This window comes from Merdimmobilis hominis (assembly GCF_900104615.1).
Classification (GTDB): Bacteria; Bacillota; Clostridia; order Oscillospirales; family Ruminococcaceae; genus Merdimmobilis; species Merdimmobilis hominis.
On the sequence record NZ_LT629939.1, the window covers coordinates 1,239,355 to 1,263,389 of the forward strand.

The following is a 24,035-nucleotide window of genomic DNA, read 5'->3' on the forward strand; positions in this document are numbered from 1 at the left end:
GCGCCGGGCCCCATATGGGGCCCGGCGCTTCCTTATATAGAAATTTTGAGGGGGACGGCGATCTGTTAAATCAAATGGTAGCGTTGAAGCAATTCCTCCACAATGGTGCCGTGGGCCTTTTTGAGGACCCTTTTGCCCACTATGCTAAGGGCAAAGGGGAGTTTGAGGTCGGTGACCTTCCTGCCGTCCATCATTTTGGAGGTGGAATCCAGCAATACCCGGATATCATAGCAGGAATTAAATACTTCAGGTACTCCACGATCTATATTTAACAATGTGTATACTGCCTCCATGGCAGTGCGCACCGAATATTCGGTGGTGAACACCGTATCCCGCACAGTGTCGGCAAACTGGCCGATGAAGGCGAAGTTGACACAGCCCTCCGGAACCACCTTGGGCCGGTCGCCCGCTGTCCGCGGCATGAAGAAAGCGGTGATGTAGGGCATCATACAGGGGACACAGTGGGCGGATTCCCGGGCTAGGCGGGGGATCTCCTCCACCGGTACGCCCATGTGGTAGAGCCACTCCTGGGTGATCTCATTGCCGGTACACTCCCGCATAGGCTTTTTGATAAAGTCTCCGGGCATATCGGTATACAGGCCATACACCCAGACCACTAGCTGCCCTTTTGGCTGCTCTTTGAAATGGGGCTGGCGGTTGAGGGTGTAGCTCATCAGCCAGGAAGAATCCTTGACGGTGACGATGCCTCCGGTGACCACCTTGCCGGAGAAGGGATCCCTCTTGCAGATTTTTTCAATGTAAGGCGGGATTTTTTCATCCAGAGTGGTGATGGTGGCGCTTTCCCAGTTGGTTTCGTTGGTTTTGGTGCAGAATTTATCCGGCCGTCCGAAGGAGGGGTGCTGCTGGGCGATGTTTCGCCACAAATCCCAACAGCCGGCGTTTTCGGTGTGGAAGGCCGGGGCATGGTCGTCGTCCCCCAGTGCAGAATTCTCGGTGCAGCTGCCGTTGGTGACAAAAACTAAATCGTCCTCAATTAGATCGATAGCCTCTTCCCGGCCCCCGTGGATGCAGCGGATCTGTTTGGCCACTTTTTTCTCCCCTTGGATGTCAAACACCACATTGGTGACCCGGGTATCATACTGAAACTGGACGTTGTGGGCCTCCAGATAGCGGACCATGGGGAGGATGAGGGATTCGTACTGGTTGTATTTGGTGAATTTGAGGGCGGAGAAGTCGGGCAGGCCGCCGATGTGGTGGATAAACCGTTGGATATACAGCTTCATCTCCAGGGCGCTGTGCCACTTCTCAAAGGCAAACATGGTCTGCCAGTAGAGCCAAAAGTTGGAGGAGTAGAATTCCTCATCGAATACATCGTCCAAGGTTTTGTCATAGAGGTCTTCGTCCTTGGTCAGAAACAGCTTGATGATCTGTAGGGACGCCTTCTCCGACAGGGTGAATTTGCCGTCGGTGTGGGCGTCTTCCCCCCGGTTGACGGTGGCCCGCATCAGCGAGTAGTTGGGGTCGTGTTTGTTGAGCCAGTAATATTCATCCAATACCGAGACCCCTTCGGTTTCAATGGAGGGGATAGAGCGGAACAGGTCCCACAGGCATTCAAAGTGGTTTTCCATTTCCCGGCCGCCCCGGATGACAAACCCCTTCTGGGGATCGTTGATGCCATCGCAGGCGCCGCCGGGGATCTTCAACTCCTCCAGGATATGGATGTGCTCCCCCTTCATCTGGCCATCCCGCACCAGGAAGCAGGCCGCCGCCAAGGAGGCGAGCCCGCTGCCCACCAGATAGGCGCTTTTTTGATCCACATTGGCCGGCTTTTCCGGGCGTGCAAAAGCTTCATAGTTTCCATTGGAATAATACATATCGTTGCCTCCAAATCCATCAGGTGGTTTTGTTTCGTTGGTTTTAAGATACTCCCTTTTTCTTGGAGGCGCCATACACAAAAACCGGGAGGTGTCGAAAAATCAAACACCTCCCGCAAATTGTATAAAGTTTTGACAACTGGGATCATCTGTCGGGATAGGCCCGGTCAGTACGGTATTTTTCCAGCGCCCGGCCGATATCCCCATGGATGAGGATGCTCAGCCGGTTCACGATTCTTTTGGGATCCTCTTTCATCCCCTGGCGGATCCAATCCAGCAGGAGGCCTACAAAGGCGTACTTATAAAAGTCGGCGATGAAAGCCTTGTCCTCCTGCCGCACGGGGATGCCCGCTGCCTGCTCCTCCACCACGTCGATGAGTAGGTGGTAGGTCACGTCATAAAGATACCGTTCCATCTGCTCCCGGCTCAGGGAGTGATAAGCGTTGGTGATCAGCGCCTTGTTGGCGAGTACGTACTCAAAAATCTGCAAAAACCCTTGCTGCCAGGTGTTATAGGTCTTTTTTCCTTGGATGACCTGTGTGGCCTCGCTGACAAAGATCCAGTCCATCAAATCATATATGTCCTGAAAGTGGTAGTAAAAGGTTTGGCGGTTGACTTCACAATCGGTGACAATGTCTACGATTGTGATTTTATCCAGCGGCTTTTGGGCCAGCAATTTTTTCAGTGAAGCGGCCAAGGCCCGCTTGGTTGTCTGTGCCATATCATCACTCCTTTACCCCGGGGCGGTTACAGCTCCTTTTCCATATGGATGTGGGGGCAATATTCGTCCAGATAGACCTCCCCCATGGCAATGTAGCCGTTCTTCTCATAAAAGGGTTGGACACGGCATTGGGCCGAAAGAGCGATCCGCTGTATGCCCAGCTCCCGGGCTTTTTCCTCCAGAAGGGCCAACATCTGGTTTCCCAGGTGAAGGCCCCGGTACTGGGGCAACACTGCTACCCGGCCCACTGTAAAAGCGGTGTCCCCTTCCTGTTCCAAAAACATCCGGGCAGTTCCGGCGGCTTGGCCTTCCACAAAGATCACCAGGTGGATGGCCCGGCTGTCGATTTCATCAAACTCGTTGTGGAAGCCTTGTTCCTTGACAAAGACCTCCTCCCGGATGTATTTGGCCTGCGCAGGGATATGGTCGTAGAATGTATAGGTGGTCATTGATTTCTATTTCCTCCTATTCCCTATATACAACAAAAGCGAACGGCATTGGGCCATTCGCATGCTTCCTGCTTTTATTATATCCAACCAGCAAAAAACTGTCAATCGGATAGGGTTACCTGTAAAACAAAGCCCGTTTTTAAATCCGGTTTCATCCTCCAAAGCAAAGCGCCCCCACAAAAGTGAATGCACAATCTGCCTGCGGCGGCTTACGGGAGAAGGGCAGACCGCATCATTTCTGTCACAGATATAAAAAACGTCGGAGCAAAGTAAACCTTGCTCCGACGTGGTGCGCCAAGAGGGACTCGAACCCCCGACCTACTGGTTCGTAGCCAGTCACTCTATCCAGCTGAGCTATTGGCGCATGTCAGCTTAAATATAATATCACAGAAAAAAGAGTTTGTCAATGTTATTTCTAAGAAAAACATATTTTTTCTGTTTGAGATAAAGAACAACAGACCTCAATATAGAGGTCTGTTGTAAAGGATGCCGGCGTCGATCTATCCTCCCGGGCAGTCTCCCGCCAAGTACTTTCGACACGGATGAGCTTAACTTCTGTGTTCGGAATGGGAACAGGTGGGACCTCATCGTCATAGACACCGACTATATATCTGAAAACTCCGCTAGGAAGCAATCATTCTTTTTGGTGACCCGTGCGGGACTCGAACCCGCGTTGCTGGCGTGAGAGGCCAGAGTCTTAACCGCTTGACCAACGGGCCGCATGGTGCACCATCAGGGACTCGAACCCGGGACCCGCTGATTAAGAGTCAGCTGCTCTACCAACTGAGCTAATGGTGCAGGGTTGGGTGAGCACAATACTCTGCACACTCAAAATTGAACAATGAAACTAAGAATCCAAAAGATTTTGGTCAAGCCCTCGACCGATTAGTACTGGCTAGCTAAACGCATCGCTGCGCTTACACATCCAGCCTATCAACCTTGTAGTCTTCAAGGGGTCTTACCTGTTAAAACAGTGGGATATCTTATCTTATGGTCGGCTTCACGCTTAGATGCTTTCAGCGTTTATCCGGTCCGCACATAGCTGCCCAGCTGTGCCACTGGCGTGACAACTGGTGCACCAGAGGTGCGTCCATCCCGGTCCTCTCGTACTAGGGACAGCTCCATTCAAATATCCTGCGCCCACGGCAGATAGGGACCGAACTGTCTCACGACGTTCTGAACCCAGCTCGCGTACCGCTTTAATTGGCGAACAGCCAAACCCTTGGGACCGAATACAGCCCCAGGATGCGATGAGCCGACATCGAGGTGCCAAACCTCCCCGACGATGTGGACTCTTGGGGGAGATCAGCCTGTTATCCCCAGGGTAGCTTTTATCCGTTGAGCGATGGCATTTCCACTCACATACCACCGGATCACTAACTCCAACTTTCGTTACTGCTCGAACCGTCGCTCTCGCAGTTAGGCTGGCTTATGCGTTTACACTCTAGGGCATGGTTTCCGTCCATGCTGAGCCAACCTTTGAGCGCCTCCGTTACCTTTTTGGAGGCGACCGCCCCAGTCAAACTGCCCACCTAACAATGTCCCCCAGCCAGATTCATGGCTGCAGGTTAGAATTTCAGTACTTCAAGAGTGGTATCCCAACGGTGGCTCCACCAGAACTGGCGTCCTGGCTTCCAAGCCTCCCACCTATGCTGTACATGAAATACCGAAATCCAATATTAGGCTACAGTAAAGCTCCATGGGGTCTTTCCGTCTAGCCGCGGGTAACCGGCATCTTCACCGGTACTACAATTTCGCCGGGAGGGCTGTTGAGACAGTGTCCAGATCGTTACGCCATTCGTGCGGGTCAGAACTTACCTGACAAGGAATTTCGCTACCTTAGGACCGTTATAGTTACGGCCGCCGTTTACTGGGGCTTCGATTCAATGCTCTCACATCTCCTCTTAACCTTCCAGCACCGGGCAGGCGTCAGCCCATATACGTCATCTTTCGATTTAGCATAGACCTGTGTTTTTGCTAAACAGTCGCCTGGACCTATTCTCTGCGGCTCACTCTCGTGAGCACCCCTTATTCCGAAGTTACGGGGTCAACTTGCCGAGTTCCTTAACAACCCTTCTCCCGTTGGCCTTAGAATTCTCTTCCTACCTACCTGTGTCGGTTTGCGGTACGGGCGCCTAAGATATACACAAAGCTTTTCTCGCCACCGTCCAAGCATGCTTCCCTACTAAATTTCGGTCCCTTACGCCCGGGGCTACCAACGCCCGGGTCATGCCCTTTCAATGTGTCCCTTTGCTTAAATCTTTTGGCGGCTACGGAATTTCTACCGTATGTGCATCGGCTACGCCTTTCGGCCTCACCTTAGCTCCCGGCTAACTTGGAGCGGACGAACCTTCCTCCAAAAACCTTAGGCATTCGGCCATTATGATTCTCACATAATTCTCGCTACTCATTCCGGCATTCTCACTTGTATGAAGTCCACGCCCGCTTCCGCTAACGCTTCACCCCTCATACAACGCTCCCCTACCACGCATCTTGCGATGCATCCCAAGCTTCGGTGATGATTTTAGCCCCGTTACATTTTCGGCGCAGGATCATTCGACCAGTGAGCTATTACGCACTCTTTAAATGTGTGGCTGCTTCTAAGCCAACATCCTGGTTGTTTTCACAATCCTACATCCTTCTCCACTTAAACCATCTTGGGGACCTTAGCTGTGGGTCTGGGCTTTTTCCCTTTTGACTGCGAAACTTATCTCACGCAGTCTGACTGCTGCAGTCGGCATTATCTGGCATTCAGAGTTTGATAGGGTTCAGTAACCTCTCGGCCCCTAGCCCATTCAGTGCTTTACCTCCAGTAATGATCTGCAACGCTAGCCCTAAAGCTATTTCGGGGAGAACCAGCTATATCCGAGTTCGATTGGAATTTCTCCGCTATCCACACCTCATCCGCCGCCTTTTCAACGGAGGTCGGTTCGGTCCTCCATGGAATTTTACTTCCACTTCAACCTGGACATGGATAGGTCACCCGGTTTCGGGCCCAATGCATGAAACTCTACGCCCTATTCAGACTTGGTTTCCCTTCGGCTCCGGACCTGAAGTCCTTAACCTTGCTACATACATTCGCTCGCCGGACCGTTCTACAAAAAGTACCTTATCACACATTGACGTGCTCTAAGTGCTTGTAGGCACAGGGTTTCAGGTTCTTTTTCACTCCCCTCCCGGGGTGCTTTTCACCTTTCCTTCACAGTACTATACGCTATCGGTCACTGAGGAGTATTTAGGCTTGGAGGGTGGTCCCCCCGACTTCCCACGGGGTTTCACGTGTCCCGCGGTACTCTGGATCCTGCTTGCTGGCTCTTCTTTTCACATACGCGACTTTCACGCTCTTCGGTGTGCCGTCCCATGCACTTCTGTTAAGATTTGCCATACATATTGCAGTCCGTAACCCCAAGGGTATTTCTACCCTTGGTTTGGCCTCTTCCGCGTTCGCTCGCCACTACTAGCGGAATCTCGGTTGATGTCTTTTCCTCGCCCTACTTAGATGTTTCAGTTCAGGCGGTTCCCCTCATACACCTATGGATTCAGTGTATGATACATGGGAATTACCCCATGTGGATTGCTCCATTCAGAGATCTGCGGATCAAAGCTTACTTGCAGCTCCCCGCAGCTTATCGCAGCTTGTCACGTCTTTCATCGGCTCTCAGTGCCAAGGCATTCGCCCTGCGCCCTTATTAGCTTGACCTTTATGCTTCGAATCTTTTGGTTCTGTTGTTTCCTCTGGCAATTGTAGTTTTGTTACCCAAATAAGAAAAATATTTGAATACTTCACTTTTACCTGATTTACAGATGTTTCATTGTTCAATTTTCAATGTACAGATTGCTTTTCTCAAGGAAAAGCTGGTGGGCTAAAGTGGACTCGAACCACCGACCTCACGATTATCAGTCGTGTGCTCTAACCAGCTGAGCTATTAGCCCATGTTTGGTCAGACTCGGTTATTCCCTCGTCTCCCGCAGCCTTTTTTCAAGGCTTTGGTGGAGATGAGGAGGATCGAACTCCTGACCCCCTGCGTGCAAGGCAGGTGCTCTCCCAGCTGAGCTACACCCCCATATTGGCAGGAGCCTCGGAAATCTTCCGCTTCTCACCCTTTGAGAACTCAAAACGAGCCCTCAAAATCGAACAACATTTAACTTTGATAATCCTTGCTGACCAGAGTAGATTCAACCGAATCTAAACTCCTTAGAAAGGAGGTGATCCAGCCGCACCTTCCGATACGGCTACCTTGTTACGACTTCACCCCAGTCATCAATCCCACCTTCGGCAGCGCCCTCTTTGCGGTTAGGCTACTGACTTCGGGTGTTACCGACTCCCATGGTGTGACGGGCGGTGTGTACAAGGCCCGGGAACGTATTCACCGCGGCATGCTGATCCGCGATTACTAGCAATTCCGACTTCATGCAGGCGAGTTGCAGCCTGCAATCCGAACTGAGACGACTTTTAGGGGTTTGCTCCACCTCGCGGTCTTGCTTCCCTCTGTTGATCGCCATTGTATTACGTGTGTAGCCCAGGTCATAAGGGGCATGATGATTTGACGTCATCCCCACCTTCCTCCGTTTTGTCAACGGCAGTCTCATTAGAGTGCTCAACTGAATGTAGCAACTAATAATAAGGGTTGCGCTCGTTGCGGGACTTAACCCAACATCTCACGACACGAGCTGACGACAACCATGCACCACCTGTCTTTGTGTCCCGAAGGAAAGCTCTATCTCTAGAGCCGTCACTCGATGTCAAGACCTGGTAAGGTTCTTCGCGTTGCTTCGAATTAAACCACATAATCCACTGCTTGTGCGGGCCCCCGTCAATTCCTTTGAGTTTCAACCTTGCGGTCGTACTCCCCAGGTGGATTACTTATTGTGTTAACTCCGGCACGGAAGGGGTCAGTCCCCCCACACCTAGTAATCATCGTTTACGGCGTGGACTACCAGGGTATCTAATCCTGTTTGCTCCCCACGCTTTCGAGCCTCAGCGTCAGTAAAAGCCCAGCAGGCCGCCTTCGCCACTGGTGTTCCTCCTAATATCTACGCATTTCACCGCTACACTAGGAATTCCGCCTGCCTCTACTTCACTCAAGAGCCCCAGTTTCGAACGCAGCTACCAGTTGAGCCGGTAGATTTAACATTCGACTTGAGACCCCGCCTACGCTCCCTTTACACCCAGTAATTCCGGACAACGCTCGCTCCCTACGTATTACCGCGGCTGCTGGCACGTAGTTAGCCGGAGCTTCCTCCTTGGGTACCGTCATTATCGTCCCCAAAGACAGAGGTTTACAATCCGAAGACCGTCTTCCCTCACGCGGCGTCGCTGCATCAGAGTTTCCTCCATTGTGCAATATCCCCCACTGCTGCCTCCCGTAGGAGTCTGGGCCGTGTCTCAGTCCCAATGTGGCCGATCAACCTCTCAGTCCGGCTACCGATCGTCGCCTTGGTGGGCCGTTACCCCGCCAACTAGCTAATCGGACGCGAGCCCATCTTTCAGCGGATTGCTCCTTTGATACCAGAATCATGCGGTCCCGGTATGTTATGCGGTATTAGCGTTCGTTTCCAAACGTTATCCCCCTCTGAAAGGCAGGTTGCTCACGTGTTACTCACCCGTCCGCCACTAGCTCTGGGGAGCAAGCTCCCCTCGGCTCGTTCGACTTGCATGTGTTAGGCGCGCCGCCAGCGTTCGTCCTGAGCCAGGATCAAACTCTTAGATAAATGGTATTAAAAACCCTTCCGGGCTTATAATCATTTAACCAAGCTTTGTTAGCTCAATTATCACGCTAGCGAATTTCTTCGCTTCGCAAAGTTTCTTTCGAAACTTCAAATTCATTTCAAGGGCTTATCTTGTAAGCTAAATGTTGTTCAATTTTCAAGGTCCGTTTGCTGTTCCCACAGCAGGTCTTTATTATATCACACTGCTTCGCTCTTGTCAACACTTTTTTCAAAACTTTTTTCAGGCCGCCAGGCCCAAATCCCTGTTTTGCTTTTTCAGTGCTGCCCTCACGAGACAGCTTAGTTATAATACCACACCCTTTTCCCTCTGTCAACTCTTTTTTCAACTTTTTTCGCTTTTTTTTGCATTTCTTTTTTCCCACCTATATATAGTGTTCCTGTGAAATGGCATCTACCAATTATCGGCCCTCTTTCTTTTGCCTGCGCACATCAAACCGGCGCTGTAGATAACCGCTGACTACAAAAGCGGTGACTAAACAGAAAATCATCCAGATAAAGTCTTCATCCATTGTGCGATTAAACCTCCTTATTCCTATTGTATCCACTCACCCGTTCCATTGTCCCGTAAGAAAATACCGGACAGGTTGGCATAATCTAGCGCAATTCGGAAAAACTGGTGGTAAACAAGGTTATGGAGGTTTTTCATATGAATTCAAAGAAACTTGTTTTAGTTCGCACATTGGTGCTTCTCACTCTGTGCCTTTCCATGATCGGGCTGGTGGGGTACACCATCCAGGTGGACCGCGCTGTTTCCACACTTCCCACTCTCTCCCGCAATGGCTCCCGAGGGGAGGAGGTCCGCAAGATCCAGCAGCGTCTCTCCGAACTGGGCCTTTACAACGGCTCCGTAGACGGGATCTATGGCTCCGGCACCGAGAAAGCGGTACGCGCTTTCCAGAAACAGAAGGGTCTGACAGTGGATGGCATAGCCGGTCCTGCCACCTTAAAAGCCTTGGGCATCTCTGAGACCGTCTCCGCCGGAGGCAACGTCTCAGACAGCGACTATCAGCTGCTGGCCCGCATCATCTCCGCGGAAGCCCGGGGTGAGCCCTATATTGGCCAGGTTGCAGTGGGCGCCGTAGTGCTCAACCGGGTAGAGCATCCCTCCTTCCCCGACACCATCGCCGGTGTCGTCTACCAGCCCGGGGCCTTCACCGCCATCACCGATGGCCAGATCAACGAGGAAGTCTACGAGTCCTCCAAGCGAGCCGCCAAGGAAGCCCTCAACGGCTCCGACCCCTCCGGCGGCGCCATCTACTATTTTAACCCGGATAAGACCAGCAATAAGTGGATCCGCACCCGTCCTGTGATCAAACGCATCGGCAACCACCTCTTTTGCAGCTGACTCCACACAAAAACCGCCCGGCAACCAGCTGCCGGGCGGTTTCCTTCTTATATATATAATAGGTATTATGCCTGAACCTCTTGGGCTTTCTTTTCATTGGGGAGGAGGCGGACAAAAATCGTGGTTGCGACAACCGCCGCGACGATCATCACATAGTAAGCATACCGGTAGCTGCCCATGTTGTCGTAGAACCAAGTGGCGATGATGGGACTGATGGCCACGCCCAAGCTGTTGGCAAAGGATACCACCCCGTAAATAGAGGTGTAATCCTTCTCCCCGAAGAGGGCGCGAGTCAGGATGGGGTAGGCCACCGAACCAAAGGCACAAGCGAAGCCAGTGCCCACAAGATAGGGCGCCAAGGCTATTTTATTCTGGGCGAAGACCATGCTCGCCAAGCCCAAAACCGCAGCCACGCCAGCAAGCGCAGTGGCTTTGCGGTTGCCCACCCGGTCGTAAATTTGGCCGAGGGCGGTTTTGCCAACCGCCAAAGCGCCCATGGATAGGGAGGCCATCATGGCGGCAAAAGAATAATCATACCCCAAGTCGGTAAGATAGGGGGACAAGGTGTTCATCAGAGGGCCTGAGCTGGCGCTCATCACAACGCTGACCCCCAGAATCAGCCAAAACTTGGCAGTGCCTTTGGCCTCGGAAAGGGTGACACCGTCGCCGATCTCCTGGATGTTGGTGATCTCCCGGCCCTCGCCTAAGGGGCGGAGGCCCTTGTCCTTGGGGCTGTTCTTAATAAACAAAGCCAAGGGGAGGAGTGTCACTGCCATGACACCGGCCAGCACAAGGAAGGCCGCCCGCCATCCGCTCTGGACAATGACCTTGCCTACAATGGGGCTGAAGATCATACCGCCCACACCGCTGCCAGTAAAGCAGATACCGATGGCAGTGCCCCGCTTCTGATGGAACCAGTTGCTGATGATCAGCGACAAAGGGACAGTGGTTATACCGCCCATGGAAAGCCCCACCAGGATGGCGGAGAGATAAAACATGGGCAGGTTGGTGGCAAACGAATAAGAAACTGTGGCCGCCGTCATCACCACTGCACTGGCGATCATGACAGTGCGGGGCTTGAACCGCTTAAAAATTTTCCCGGAGAAGAGGGCCACCGTCATCTGGCCACAGGAGTGGAGCGACGCATTGAGGGCAATCTGTTGACGGGCATATCCCAAATCCTCACAGATTGGCTTGACGAAAAGGCTGTAGCAATTGAGGATGGTCCCCATGGCAAAACACATGATGAAAAATCCGGCCGCCACCATAAACCATCCGTAAAATAGTCCGGGCTGATCCAGCCCCTGCCTGTTTTCCTGATCCATTCTTTCTGTTCCTCCGATTTGGCAAGGGGCTTCCCCACACCATCTTCCGGGGTCTCCCCTTCTCATTCCTTTTTGTATATTGGGGGGATCCCCTCCCCCGGGGTTGGCTCTCTCATTTTACATCAATCCAGCAGCGGATACAATGGCCTTACTGGATTTCCTGAGGCTCCTTTTTCTCCTTAGGGCAGATTCTCCCATAAACCACGTTGATTGCCGCCAGCACCACTGCCATGGCCAAAAAGGCGCCCTTATAGCTTCCTGTGGCGTCATAGACCGAAGCAGCAAATACCGGAGCCATTGCCCCGCCCAGGCTTCCCATGGCGGAGATAATACCATAGATCGTGCTGTAATCCTTGAGTCCGAAAATCGCCTGGGTGATAATGGGGTGTGCAACCGTGCCGAAGGCACAGCCTAAACCCTGGCACAGCACAATGGGCAGCAGTGCCGGAGAGAAGGAGGCCATCAGCATGGTGCAAAGTCCAAGAACGGTGGCCCCGTTGGAGATAAATGTCGCCCGCCGGGTTCCCACCTTATCATAGAGCTGTCCCAACAGCATCTTCCCCGCTGCCAAGGAGCCCTGGCACACTGCGGTAAAGGCAGCTGCCACCGCCAGCGAATAGCCGATATCGGTCAAATAGGGGGCGTTGTTCTGCATCAGTACTGAACCGGCCATAGACGCCACCATTGTGCACAGGCAAAGCAGGTAAAACCGCGCCGTCTTTTTGGCGTCCCGGAACAACATGCCATCCCCCACCGGCCCCTCGGAGAGGACTCGTCCGTTGCCAAGGGGGGTTAAGCCCATCTCCTCCGGGTCCTGCCGGATCACAAAGAAGGTCATCGGCGCTACCAGCAACCCCACAGCCAGCGCCATCACCTGGTAGGTAACCCGCCAACCCATATTCTGCAAAAGGCTGCTGACGATGGGATTAAATACCATGCCACCTACCCCGCTGCCCATAAACGCCACGCCGATGGCAAGGCCCCGGCGCTCGTGGAACCAGTTGCTGATCAAAAGGGACAGGGGCACCGATGTCACCCCGCCTAAGGACAGGCCCACCACCACTGAACACCCATAGAACATGGGCAGGCTGGTGCACAGAGAATAAGCGCCATAGGCAAGCACCAGCGTCACAGTGCATAGGCGCATCACCGTCTTGACGTTAAAGCGGCCGAAAATTTTGCCGGACAACAGGGGAATCGCCATCATGGCGAAGGAGACCAGTGTCTGATTCATCGAAAATGCCTGACGGGTAAAGCCCATGTTCTCGGTGACCGGCTTGACAAACAGCCCCACACAGTTGGTCACGATACCGTATGCCGCCCCCATGATCAGGAATCCCGCGGCGACAATCCACCACCCGTAAAAAACCTTGCCCTGGTATTTGGAAGACATGGTTCCAATCCTCATTTCTCTTTATTTTTTCAGCCGTGCCGTCTCTCTGGGAGGCCACCTGCGTCGGCGCCGGGCTAAAATGTCCCCACTTGGAAGGAAGTCTTTGATGCCAAAAGAGGCGCACACCCCGGTGTGCGCCAAATTTTGTTGATACCTTCTGCCGTTATGCAGTAGCGTTGCTGTTTTTCTCCTGCTTTGGGGTAACCGATAGAAACACCACACAGGAAACAGCGGCGATAGCAATGCAAATAATATACGCAGGGGAATAACTTCCCTTCATATCATAAACTGTATTCACCATAAAGGGGCTGATTGCCTGTCCTAGGCTGGTCATCACCGAAATAATGCCGTAAATATTGCTGTAGTCCTTACTTCCAAACATGCTGGTAGTCAGGATGGGGTATGCGACGGTGCCAAAGGCACAGCCCAAACCGGAACCAACAACAACCAGCAGGATTGCAGGGGCAAATTTAACTGCCACCAGCCCAAAGAGACCCAACATGATGCAGCCGCAGGCGATGACAATAGCGGACCGAGTGCCCATTTTGTCGAAGATCTGACCCAGAAGCATTTTGCCCACGGCCAAAGCGCCCATGCAGCAGGAGGTAATGGTTGCCGCTACCGCCACCGAATACCCGCTGTCGGTCAGATGGGGGTTGATATTCTGCATCAAGCCGGAAGTAGCCATTGCAGTACCCATGGCGCAGATCGCAAAGACCCAGAACCGGGGGGTGGTAATGATCTCACTGAGCATTTTGCCCTCCCCAACGCCGCCTGTTTTAATCTCCACGCCGTCGCCCAGGGGTTTGAGGCCTACATCGGCAGGGGAACGCTTCAGCACAAAGAAGGAGCAAGGAACAATGGTGCAGAACATCAGCACACCCAGGCATTGATAAGCGGTGCGCCAGCCCATGGCCTGCACAATACTGGCAGTGATAGGCTGCAGCACCATGCCGCCCACGCCGCTGCCCATAAAGGCAATGCCGATGGCAAGGCCGCGTTTCTCATGAAACCAGTTGCTGACGATCAGCGATAGAGGGATCATGGTCATGCCGCCGATACTGAATCCAACCACGGCAGAGAGCACATAGAACATGGGCAGACTGGTGCACAGGGAGTACCCGGTGTACCCGGCCACCAACGCGATAGAGAAAACGCACATGGTTTTCTGGACATTGAACTTGTTGTAGATTTTGCCGGAGATCAAAGCCATCACCATCGTGGCACAGGATAAAATCGTCTGGTTGATCGAGAACTGTTGCCGGGAATACCCCATGTCTTCACAAACCGGCTTGATAAACTGGCCGTTGCAGTTGAAGACGATGCCATGGGCAAACGCCATAACCACAAAGGCAGCTGCAACAATCCACCAGCCATAGAATATTTTGCTGTCGCTGTTGTTTTTGCTCATACTTTATGCCATCCTTCTTTCCTTACAATAGGCCATTCTGGCCAATGGTCAAGGCAGAACTGTCTTGGCCTCACTCATCAAAGTTTACCACACTGCCCCGCATATTTCAACAATTTTAACAAATGGATTTTACAGATTCTTCATTTCTGCGCGATAAGAATTTTTCCTTCTGCTCTAGTTTGGGAATTTTGTATATTTATCACCCATTTTTTTGTGAATTTTACGCATAGGATGGCAAAAACCCAGCCGGGCCCTCGATATCGGGGAGCCCGGCTGGGCTGCGGTTAATCCAGAAGTTCCTTAAGCCGCCTGGGTTTTAGAGGATTTCCGTTCGCTCAGAAGGGCGAAGAAAGCGCAGGCTGCGCAGACCGAAAGCCCGCAGAACAGCGAAAATCCTGTTTTATAAGTACCTGTGACATCAAACAATCGGCCGATGATCAGCGGGCTGAGGGCACCGCCCAGGTTGCTTGCAAAGTTGCTGATACCGTAAATGCTGCTGTAGTCCTTGTTGCCAAAGACCATCCGCACCAGGATGGGGATACCCGTAGAACCAAAGGCACATCCAAGGCCGGAACAGAGAAGCATCAAGCCAAAAGAGGGCATAAACAAGCTGGCAAGGATCATCGAACCCATAGCGAGGGCCGAGCAGGTACAGGAACAAACGGTGCTGAAACGGGCCCCTTTGCGGTCATACAGGTTGCCCAACAGGAACTTGCCCGCCGCCAGAGAAGCCATGTTCAGCGATGCCATGATGGCGCCAAAGCTGTAAGAGTACCCCAGCTCACTGATATAAGGAACGAGGTTCTGTACAACGCCACCGGTTGCAATGGCGTTGACAACCAAAATCCCGATAAAAATCCAAAACTTCTTGGTCTTGGCGGCCTCCGACAAGGTGAGCCCGTCCTCCTGGGCATTGGTGACAATCCGGCCAACACCGCCAAAGGGTTCCAGGCCGATCTCCGCCGGGTCTTTTTTAATGATGAAGAATACACAGGGCAGAATCACAATGCACATCAGCCCCGCCAACATCAAATAGGACTGTCTCCAGCCCACAGCGGGGATCAATTTGCCTGCCACCTGGTTGAGGACCATGCCGCCAATACCGCTGCCGGTGGAAGCGATGCCCATGGCGGTACCCCGCTTCAGGTTAAACCAACTGTTGATGATGATGGAGATGGGCAGTGTGGAAGTACAAGCCAGACCCAGGCCCACCAGCACAGAACTGGCATAAAACATGTAGAGGGATTGTGCCAATGAATAGCTGGCGTATCCCGCAATCAAACAGATCGCGCCCACCCGCATAACCATTTTTACATTGAAGCGTTTAAAAATTTTACCGGCAAACAGCGAGACAATCATCATCATCGAAGAGATGATGGTGGAGTTCATTCCCATCTGCTGGCGGGTAAAGCCCATGTCCTCGGTGACCGGCACGATAAACATCCCGTTGCAGTTGTAAACAATGCCGAAGGTGCAAAACATAGTCATAAAGCATGCAGCTACAATCCACCAACCATAGAAAACTTTTCCGTCCGCTCCTCGATCCATTTCCATCCGACCTTTCTTGTTGTACTGTGACTTTTCTTGTTGCAATTGTTTGTAAATTTTTATACATATGATGCAAAAAGTATTTTACCACAAAAACCATTTAGAAACAATCTTTTTGCAATTCCCCCCTACTGGGCCTTCGCGGCGGCTAGTTCCAATCCGCACCGCTCCTCCAAGAACTGGGCCACCCCATCCTCTTGGTTGGAGCCGATGATCCGCTTGGCCATCTCTTTGACTTGAGGGGCTGCGTTGGCCACTGCCACTGGCTCATCGGCTAGGGCCAGCATAGAAAGGTCATTGAGGTTGTCCCCAAAGGCGGTGATATGCCGTGCCCCAGTGAGCTCCATCAACCGGCGCACTCCACCCGCTTTGCTGGCCCCACTGCTGGTGATCTCCAAATAATAGGCGCCTGGGCAATAGATGTCCTCATAAAATGAGGCGTGGAGTTCTGGCATAGCTGCAACTTCTTCATAAATTGGCTGCAGTTGACCGTAGCTGTCAATCATCACAAAACTGACCACCGGGTACTGATGTACCGCTGCACCAAAATCTTCGGTATAGACAAACCTCTTAAAGGGCTTGTCCTCCCGCTCATGGAAAAAGACTTCCTGGGCGCCTGGGTCGATCCCCTTGTGGTGAACCACCACCATCTTCCCATCAAAACCGTAGACAAATGCCTTCTGCCCCCGCCCCTCGATGCTGTCCAGCATCCGCTGGGCCGCCTCCAGCGGGATGGTCTGCACGTCCAGGTAGCGGTCGGCCGCAATGTCGTACAAAAACACCCCGTTCATCAGAACCACCGGCAGGTTCAGCTGAATCCCCTGCAAAATCTCCACCACCGTAGATGCGGAACGGGCAGTGGCTACCGAGAACCCTTCCCCCGCCGCGATAGCCCGGTTGACCGCCTCCCGGGTTCGGGGGGAGATGGTTTTTTCTGGGGTGAGAAGGGTGCCATCTAGATCAGATATATACAATCGTTCCATAATTTCCTCCAAATTCGTTGTTCTTCTATTATGCCTGCTGTGAAGCAGGGCTGTCAACACCCACATTCTGTGGCTGCGGGAGAATCCCTGTCGGGCTGTGAGCCCTCCTGCCACACGGTGGCAACGGCATTCTCCAATTTTACCCAGTCCTCAGTCTCCATACCCACATCCTGCAGCTGCGGGAGAATCCCTGTCGACACAATGGTTCCAGTTTGCGGGAATTTTATGCTATAATAGCCACAAGCAAAGCCTGTGCCATTCGAAGAATTGCTTGCAGGGCGAGGTCCTTTGCGGCAACAGCCGCACCGCAATTCTTACCGTTTGTGCGGACTCTATGGTATAATAGGAGTCATATCACCAAAAAGGATGTTTTTATATGGATTTGATCAAACAACTCGCCCAGGAGCTTTCCCTTCGGGAGAGTCAAGTTGCCGCCGCAGTCAAATTGATCGACGAGGGCAACACCATCCCTTTTATCGCCCGCTACCGCAAGGAAGCTACCGGTTCCCTGGACGACACCCAGCTGCGGGATCTGTTCGATCGCCTTGCCTACCTGCGCTCCCTGGAAAAACGCAAGGAGGAAGTCCGTTCCGCCATCGAAACGGCTGGGGCCCTGACCCCAGAACTGGAGAAAGCCCTGGAAACCGCCTCCACCTTAGCCCAGGTGGAAGACATTTACCGCCCCTACAAACCCAAGCGGCGCACCCGGGGGGCCATGGCCCGGGAACGGGGACTGGAGCCCCTGGCCCAGCTTCTGCTGCGCCAGAACCCCCAGGATGACCCCCTTGCCCTGGCGGCGCCCTTTGCCGACCCGGAAAAAGAGCTTCCCACCCCGGAGGATGCCTTGGCCGGCGCCCGGGACATTGTTGCAGAGGATCTCTCCGACTCTGCGGCGGTGCGGGCAGATCTGCGGGAGTACTTATGGAAAAACGCCCTGCTACAATCCAAGGGCAAAACCGAGGAGGACTCCACCTACAGCATATACTACGACTTCACCTCCCCGGTGAAAAAGCTGGCCGGCTACCAGGTTTTGGCCCTGGACCGGGGGGAGCGGGAAGAATTCCTCAAGGTCACCCTCTCAGCGGATGAAAATTACCTGCTGGCCCTCACCCTACGCCATATCTTAAAACGGCAGCCTTCCCCCTGTGGGGAGGAATTGAAAGCCGCGGCAGCCGACTCCCTCTCCCGGCTCATCCTCCCCTCCCTGGAGCGGGAGATCCGCAGCCAGCTGACCGAGACCGCCGCCAACCAGGCCATCGACGTCTTTGCCCTCAACCTGCGCCACCTGCTGATGCAGCCGCCGGTCAAGGGAAAGGTTGCCTTGGGCCTGGACCCCGCCTACCGCACCGGCTGCAAAATCGCAGTGGTGGATGCCACCGGCCGGGTGCTGGAGACCGCTGTGGTCTACCCCACCCCGCCCCAAAACAAAAAGGAGGAGGCCAAGCAAAAGCTGAAGCAGATGATCCAGCGCCATGGGGTATCGGTCATCGCCATCGGCAATGGCACCGCCTCCAAGGAGTCGGAGATCTTTGTGGCCGAACTGATCAAGGAGCTGCCTTTCCCTGTATCCTACCTGGTGGTCAGTGAGGCCGGGGCCTCGGTTTACTCCGCCAGCCAGCTAGCCGCGGAAGAGTTCCCCCAATACGATGTCTCTCTGCGCAGCGCCGTCTCCATTGCCCGGCGGCTCCAAGACCCCTTGGCCGAGCTGGTCAAGATCGACCCCAAGGCCATCGGGGTGGGCCAGTACCAGCACGACATGCCCAAAAAGCAGCTGGACAACGCTCTCACCGGTGTGGTGGAGGACTGTGTCAACGCAGTAGGGGTGGACGCCAACACCGCTTCCCACTCCCTTCTATCCTATGTGGCGGGGATCGGCGGGGCCTTGGCCAAAAACATCGTCGCCTATCGGGAAGAAAACGGCGCCTTCACCTCCCGCAAAGAGCTTCTCAAAGTCCCCAAACTGGGCAAAAAAGCCTATGAGCAGTGCGCCGGCTTCCTGCGGGTGCCGGAGAGTGACAACCTTCTGGACCGCACCGCCGTCCACCCGGAGAGCTATGATGCCGCCCAAAAGCTGCTGGCCCAGTGCGGCTACCAAAAAGGGGAGGAGGATTTCTCCGGCCTGCGCCAGCGGGTGAACGCCATCGGGCTGGAGACCTTGGCCCAGCAGCTGGGCATCGGCGTGCCCACCCTTTCGGATATTATAGAGGAGCTGCTGAAGCCCGGCCGGGACCCCCGGGATACCCTGCCCCCGCCCCTCCTGCGCTCCGACCTTCTGGACATCAAGGATCTAAAGCCCGGCATGGTGCTGCAGGGGACGGTGCGCAACGTCATCGACTTCGGCGCCTTTGTGGATATCGGCGTCCACCAGGACGGCTTAGTCCACATTTCCCGCATCACCGACCGGTTTATCAAGCACCCCTCCCAAGTGGTGAAGGTCGGGGATATTGTCAAAGTCAAGGTTTTGGAGGTGGACCTTGCCCGCAAGCGGATCTCCCTGACCATGCGGGATGTAGATAGTCCCAGTAGCCTGTAAAACCTTTTCCCAGTAAATAAAACTCCGCCCACTCCCCATAGGGAGTGGGCGGAGTTTTATTCTATAGCCTTAAAAGCAGGCTCTGTAGATGTTCATAACATCCTCTTTGGTGAGAGGCTTATAAGTGCTGCCCAAGGTAACAGCGGATTTCTCCGCCATGATTTCCAGCTTGTCCTCGGTGATGCCCACCTCGTGGAGGGTGGCGGGGATGTGGAGTTCCTGGGTGAAGAAGGCCTGGGTCTTGTCGATAGCCGCGTTGGCCATGGCGTATTTGTCCTCGCTCATGGGGATGTTCCAGACATTGAAGGCGTACTCGGCGAATTTATCCACAGTGGAATCATCCAGCACATACCGCATCCAAGCGGGGGTCAGGATGGCAAGTCCCACACCGTGGGTAATGTCGAAAAAGGCGCTGAGCTGGTGCTCCATGCTGTGTACGCTCCAGGGAGTGCCTTTGCCGTAGGAGAGCAGGCCGTTGATGGCCAGGCTGGAGGTCCACATCAGGTTGGCCCGGGCCTCATAGTTGGTGGGGTCGTTGTAGGCGATGGGGCCATACTGGATGCAGGTTTTCAGCATAGCTTCGGCCATCCGGTCCAGGAGGCCGGCGGTTTTGACGGTGCTGAAATAAATTTCAAAGATGTGGGACATAATATCCGCCGTGCCTGCTGCTGTCTGGTACTGGGAGACGGTGTAGGTATAGGTGGGATCCAGGATGGAGGCCTTGGGCCGGGCATCGGGATGGGCCACACTCATCTTGTCGTTAGTATCCAGGTTGGAGATGACCGCGCCGCAGTCCATCTCCGAGCCGGTGGCCGACAGGGTCAGCACCGAGAACACCGGCAGGACTTTAGTGACGGGGGCCTTCTTGGTAACCAGGTCCCAGGCATCCCCATCATAGAAGGTGGCTTCCGCAATGACCTTGGAGCAGTCGATGGTGCTGCCGCCGCCCACAGCGACTACCGCTTCCAGACCGAACTCCTTGCAGAGCTTGGCCCCTGCGTTAACCGAAGACACCCGGGGGTTGGGCTCCACGCCGGAGAGTTCCTTCCACTCGATGCCATTTTCCCGGAACAATTGGGTGATGGTGTCATAAAGGCCGCTCTTTTTGATGCTCCCGCCGCCGTAGACCAGCAGCACCTTGCTGGCATAGGGTTTGATGGCCTCGGGCAGATGAACGATCTGGCCTTCGCCAAAGTAAATTTTCGTGCCGATGTCATAGAGGAAATTCTGCATATCTGTCATCTTCCTTTCGTCTTGGGGCGGGAATTCCTTCCCTTGGTCCATATCCAATCTCCGCCGCGATGGAGGCCCAAAGCGCCCGGCAGGTGGGCTCTTTATCCTTATCTGCGGCCCCGCCCCTCCACCCTTCCCGGCGAGGGGCTTTTCTTTTAAGATGCCACAAAATCTGCACATACGGTTAGAATTGCGGTGCGGCTTGCCGCAAAGGGCTTCGCCCTGCAAGCAATTCTTCGGATGGTACAGCTTTGCTGTGACTATTATACCATAGATTTCTTGTCGTGTCAGAAAAATTTTAGTGCTGTTGCCTAGGAAGACCGGTTCTATCCCCCTCGGGATGCCCCCCAATGGGGAACCACATCTGCGGCACCTGATGATGATTTCCCGGAAACCTCCTTCGAGTGGGAATCCTTATGTCAACTTGGTGCATCGGGGCATTCCCTTTCCCAAATGGAGACAAATTCTCGCTTCCAAACAAAATACTTGTTCCTTTTCATAGATTTGGTATATACTATAAGTAAAATTTGGGAGCTCCTTCCCTAGGAGGAATCATTTTTGGTTGATTTTTACCCCCATCGCCGGATTTTGACCATCTGGCGGATGGTGGCCGCCGCTTTCGCATTAGCTGCCGCATTTGCCGTCGCCTTGCTGTTTGGGCAACACCCCCTGCTGTTCCGGCTGACCACCGGGTTGTGGGTGGTTGTTTTCCTCGGCTTTTTTGTAATATACTGCCCCATAAAATACAATCGGTTGAAATATTCGGTGGGAAATGGACAAGTCCTCCTGCGCGGAGGGGTGCTGTACCGCCGGGTCAAAGCCATTCCCCTGTCCAACATCCAATTCACTGCGGCTTTTGCCTCCCCCCTGCACCGGCTGTTTGGCCTGTGCACTGTGGCGCTGGCCGCCGCCGGCGGGAGCCTTTTCCTCACCGGCCTCACCCGGGAGGATGCCGCCCGGCTGGAGAAGCTGCTCTGTGTCCCCACATCGCCCCAAGACTGACCGCTGCCCCATATCCGGTTGAAAGGAGAGTCCATCCATGGAATTGCGCCGCCCACACCCACTCTATGCAGTGGTCTCCCTTTCCCGCTACCTCTACCTGCTTTTGCTGCCTCTGGCCCGCGGCTTTATCTCCGCTTGGGGTGGCGGGGTGGCCGCTTGGCTGGAGGGCGCTTGGTTCGACCTGTGCATTTTGGGGCTGCTCTTCGGTTTAGGCGGGCTTTTGTGGCTCTGCACCCAATACCGGGCGGACAAGGAGGGCATCTTTCTGACCACCGGCATCTTCCGCCGGCGGGAGGTGCTGCTCCCCGCGGGGAAGATCACCTGCCTCTCCGCGGTGCAGCCTTTTTATCTGCGTCCATTCCGGGCGGTATTCCTCCGGGCGGACACCCCAGCTGGAAGTTACAAACGGGCGGACTTCTCCCTCCTCCTGCCCCAGCGGGAGGCAGACCGGATTCTCGCCCTGGCCAAAGGGGAGGGGCCACAGAGCGTCAAACAGTATGAGCCCCGGGGAGTGGCCATTGTAGCCCTCTCCCTGGCCACCTCCAACTCCTTTGCGGGGATTCTCCTCCTTTCCACCCTGATCTCCCAAACGGGCCAGCTGCTGGGGGAGGAATTTGCCGACCGGGTCTACGGCGCCTTTGCCCAGGTTTCCCGGCTGATGGCCTTTGGCATCCCTCCGGCGGCCGCCTTTCTCGCCTATTTGATCCTGGCGGGGTGGGCCCTTGCCTTTCTTGGGAACTTGATCAAATACTACCGTTTTGTCATCGGGCGGCGGGAAAGCTCCCTGGCCATCCAAGGGGGGCTGTTCACCCGGCGGGAATATGCCCTCTCCCTATCCGGGGTCAGTTACCTGGACATCCGCCAGACAGTGTTTACCTCCGTCCTGCACCTGCATACCGTATTTATCCACGCCATCGGGTACGGCAAGCACAAGGGGGATGTCTCCATCCTGATGCCCGCCTGCACCAGCCGCACCCTGCGTCAAGGGCTGCGTTTGCTCCTTCCGGAGCTGGCCCCCAGCCCTCGGCAGCTGAAGCCTAACCTGGGGGCACTGTTCCGGTTTTTGATCGCCCCTTTTTGGCCCTGCTTCCTCTTTCCAGCGGGGACGGTGCTGCTGTGCTGGCTCTTCCCCACCTGGCGGGAGATCTTAGGCTTCCTTGGGTTTATGGCCAGTGTTCCCGCCTATTGGTTTCTAACGGTGCGGGTTCTGGATTTTTGTTCTACCGGGGTTTCCAAAGAGGGGAATGTCTATACTCTTCGTTATTCAAGCGGATATTATTTACACACAGTTGTTATTCCCCGGGAAAAGATCGCCTCGGTCACCGTAGAGCAAAACCCCTTCCAATGGCGGGACGACCGGTGTGATCTGATCATCGCCACCTATGGGGAGGGGCGCAAATGGCATCGGGTCAAAAACCTGGACCGCAGAGAACTCCTCCCCCTTTTTCAGTTGGAAGACCCCACCCGGAAGATGTAAATGCAGCAGGGCCGCAGGCAAATTGCCTGCGGCCCTGTTTTTTTGTCCGGTTAATCGATGGAATAATCGTATCCGTACATATTTTCCAACAGGTCGAGAAGGTCTTCGGCCTCAAGGTATTGCTCCTGGAAACCTTCCACCTCCGTTTTCTGGCGCTCCAGCTCCAGGTCCTGCTCATAATACTGCTCCTTGGTTAAATTCCCATTGCGGAAATCCCGTTCCAGACGCTCCTGGGTGGCCTCAATGTAATCCTCCTCCAGGTCGTATTGGGTCTTCTCCAGGATGGAAGCATAGTCCTCCCCCTCCAGGCTCAGGGTGCCCATGAACAGGCCGCTGAGCACATCGGCGTAACTGTCCAGCAGAAGGGTCCGCTCCTCCAAATACTCATTCTCGCTGATCTGGCCCAGCTTATATTGGTTCACCAGGGTTTCCAGCTCTCTATCAACAGAGGCGGCCTTGTTGTAATACTCCCGCGCCTGCTGATTGGTCAGACGCTCTGGGCGGCTTTCCTCCGGTTGGGGAAGCTCCTCCGGTTCCGGTTGATAGAGGGAGACGTCCAGCTCCTGGGGATTGGTGAGGCGGTAATAGTTGGTCACCTTTACCGGCAGGTCCTTGGGCACCTCCAGCCGGAAACTGTAGCTGCTGTTGCTCATGGAAGCGAGCACCCGGTCCACCATATACTCCCGGCTGAAGTTGTTGCCGCTCAGGCCGTTGTACCGCCGTTCCAAAGTCAGCTGGCCATCGGGTTCCAGCATTTCTGCATAGGAAACGCTGTAGGGGATGCTCTCCCGGGCATAGGCGCGGATGACGCCGTCGGGGGACTCCACAATCTCCAGGTCCTCATAGTAATCGCTGAGATACAAGGAGGAGATCCCCTCGGTATCCTTCTCATAAAACAATGTGTATCCACTGTGGGCGGTTTCATATTGGGACACCATCTTGCCAAAGTCGTCGATGGCAAAAGGCAAAAGAGCGATAGAGACCAGGATGCAAACCAACAGTAAAATCGCCGAAGCGACGGAGATCTTTTTCAGCATTGTTCTTCCCTCC

Annotated in this window: 15 protein-coding genes, 5 tRNA genes and 3 rRNA genes; 4 read left to right on the forward strand and 19 right to left on the reverse strand. The window is 54.2% G+C overall.

Translation table 11 applies throughout. The features are described from left to right. Positions 1–65: 65 nt before the first annotated feature. The 12 genes from BQ5353_RS06025 to BQ5353_RS12715 all read right to left on the reverse strand — a co-directional run bounded on the left by BQ5353_RS06025 (position 66) and on the right by BQ5353_RS12715 (position 9,097). Entirely contained in the window at positions 66–1,835 is a 1,770-nt protein-coding gene (locus tag BQ5353_RS06025) for an oleate hydratase (protein WP_071427485.1), read from the reverse strand. Between the two features lie 145 nt (positions 1,836–1,980). Beyond that, entirely contained in the window at positions 1,981–2,556 is a 576-nt protein-coding gene (locus BQ5353_RS06030; RefSeq protein ID WP_071427486.1) for a TetR-like C-terminal domain-containing protein, read from the reverse strand. A gap of 26 nt (positions 2,557–2,582) precedes the next feature. Then, positions 2,583–3,005 (reverse strand): GNAT family N-acetyltransferase, encoded by a 423-nt coding sequence (locus BQ5353_RS06035; RefSeq protein ID WP_054332572.1) that lies wholly within the window; start codon positions 3,003–3,005, stop codon positions 2,583–2,585. Between the two features lie 287 nt (positions 3,006–3,292). Next, a tRNA-Arg gene (locus BQ5353_RS06040) sits at positions 3,293–3,369 on the reverse strand. Between the two features lie 123 nt (positions 3,370–3,492). Next, positions 3,493–3,609 (reverse strand): 5S ribosomal RNA (rrf, locus tag BQ5353_RS06045). Between the two features lie 40 nt (positions 3,610–3,649). Next, positions 3,650–3,724 (reverse strand) — tRNA-Glu (locus tag BQ5353_RS06050). A gap of 3 nt (positions 3,725–3,727) precedes the next feature. Further along, a tRNA-Lys gene (locus BQ5353_RS06055) sits at positions 3,728–3,803 on the reverse strand. A 67-nt stretch (positions 3,804–3,870) separates the two neighbouring features. Beyond that, positions 3,871–6,705, reverse strand: a 23S ribosomal RNA gene (locus BQ5353_RS06060). Between the two features lie 156 nt (positions 6,706–6,861). Further along, positions 6,862–6,938, reverse strand: a tRNA-Ile gene (locus BQ5353_RS06065). Between the two features lie 55 nt (positions 6,939–6,993). Next, positions 6,994–7,069 (reverse strand) — tRNA-Ala (locus tag BQ5353_RS06070). 135 nt (positions 7,070–7,204) lie between these two features. Continuing rightward, a 16S ribosomal RNA gene (locus BQ5353_RS06075) occupies positions 7,205–8,717 on the reverse strand. Together the 16S, 23S and 5S rRNA genes with 5 tRNA genes alongside form the textbook arrangement of a ribosomal RNA operon. Positions 8,718–8,833: 116 nt before the next feature. After that, positions 8,834–9,097 carry a hypothetical protein gene (locus BQ5353_RS12715; protein ID WP_204211288.1) on the reverse strand — a complete coding sequence of 88 codons (264 nt, stop codon included), beginning with the start codon at positions 9,095–9,097 and terminating at the stop codon, positions 8,834–8,836. Positions 9,098–9,381: 284 nt separating this feature from the next. Here BQ5353_RS12715 and sleB point away from each other — a divergent pair, with 284 nt between their 5' ends. Then, entirely contained in the window at positions 9,382–10,080 is a 699-nt protein-coding gene (gene sleB, locus BQ5353_RS06080; RefSeq protein WP_054331947.1) for a spore cortex-lytic enzyme, read from the forward strand. 65 nt (positions 10,081–10,145) lie between these two features. Here sleB and BQ5353_RS06085 read toward each other — a convergent pair whose 3' ends face one another. The 5 genes from BQ5353_RS06085 to BQ5353_RS06105 all read right to left on the reverse strand — a co-directional run bounded on the left by BQ5353_RS06085 (position 10,146) and on the right by BQ5353_RS06105 (position 16,740). After that, positions 10,146–11,405, reverse strand: coding sequence for an MFS transporter (locus BQ5353_RS06085; RefSeq protein WP_054331946.1), 1,260 nt, complete (start codon positions 11,403–11,405; stop codon positions 10,146–10,148). Positions 11,406–11,553: 148 nt separating this feature from the next. Next, entirely contained in the window at positions 11,554–12,798 is a 1,245-nt protein-coding gene (locus BQ5353_RS06090) for an MFS transporter (protein ID WP_071427487.1), read from the reverse strand. A 163-nt stretch (positions 12,799–12,961) separates the two neighbouring features. Further along, positions 12,962–14,209 carry an MFS transporter gene (locus tag BQ5353_RS06095; RefSeq protein ID WP_054331943.1) on the reverse strand — a complete coding sequence of 416 codons (1,248 nt, stop codon included), beginning with the start codon at positions 14,207–14,209 and terminating at the stop codon, positions 12,962–12,964. Positions 14,210–14,509: 300 nt separating this feature from the next. Then, positions 14,510–15,697, reverse strand: a complete 1,188-nt coding sequence (locus tag BQ5353_RS06100) for an MFS transporter (protein WP_162273114.1) — start codon at positions 15,695–15,697, stop codon at positions 14,510–14,512. A 188-nt stretch (positions 15,698–15,885) separates the two neighbouring features. Then, the gene (locus BQ5353_RS06105) at positions 15,886–16,740 is read right to left on the reverse strand and encodes a Cof-type HAD-IIB family hydrolase (protein WP_054331940.1); all 855 of its coding nucleotides are present in this window, start codon (positions 16,738–16,740) and stop codon (positions 15,886–15,888) included. A 376-nt stretch (positions 16,741–17,116) separates the two neighbouring features. On the opposite strand from BQ5353_RS06105, the gene BQ5353_RS06110 reads away from it, so the two are divergent. Continuing rightward, on the forward strand, positions 17,117–19,273 hold the full coding sequence (locus tag BQ5353_RS06110; protein ID WP_071427489.1) for a Tex family protein: 2,157 nt from the start codon (positions 17,117–17,119) through the stop codon (positions 19,271–19,273). Positions 19,274–19,342: 69 nt separating this feature from the next. Here the strand turns inward: BQ5353_RS06110 and BQ5353_RS06115 are convergent, their stop codons facing one another. Beyond that, the gene (locus BQ5353_RS06115) at positions 19,343–20,506 is read right to left on the reverse strand and encodes an iron-containing alcohol dehydrogenase (RefSeq protein ID WP_054331939.1); all 1,164 of its coding nucleotides are present in this window, start codon (positions 20,504–20,506) and stop codon (positions 19,343–19,345) included. A 558-nt stretch (positions 20,507–21,064) separates the two neighbouring features. Between BQ5353_RS06115 and BQ5353_RS06120 the strand changes: the two genes are divergently transcribed. After that, positions 21,065–21,508 carry a PH domain-containing protein gene (locus tag BQ5353_RS06120; RefSeq protein ID WP_054331938.1) on the forward strand — a complete coding sequence of 148 codons (444 nt, stop codon included), beginning with the start codon at positions 21,065–21,067 and terminating at the stop codon, positions 21,506–21,508. Positions 21,509–21,545: 37 nt separating this feature from the next. Further along, positions 21,546–22,985, forward strand: coding sequence for a PH domain-containing protein (locus BQ5353_RS06125; RefSeq protein WP_071427490.1), 1,440 nt, complete (start codon positions 21,546–21,548; stop codon positions 22,983–22,985). A 50-nt stretch (positions 22,986–23,035) separates the two neighbouring features. On the opposite strand, the gene BQ5353_RS06130 is transcribed toward BQ5353_RS06125, so the two are convergent. Further along, positions 23,036–24,022 carry a hypothetical protein gene (locus BQ5353_RS06130; RefSeq protein ID WP_054331936.1) on the reverse strand — a complete coding sequence of 329 codons (987 nt, stop codon included), beginning with the start codon at positions 24,020–24,022 and terminating at the stop codon, positions 23,036–23,038. Positions 24,023–24,035 lie beyond the last annotated feature (13 nt).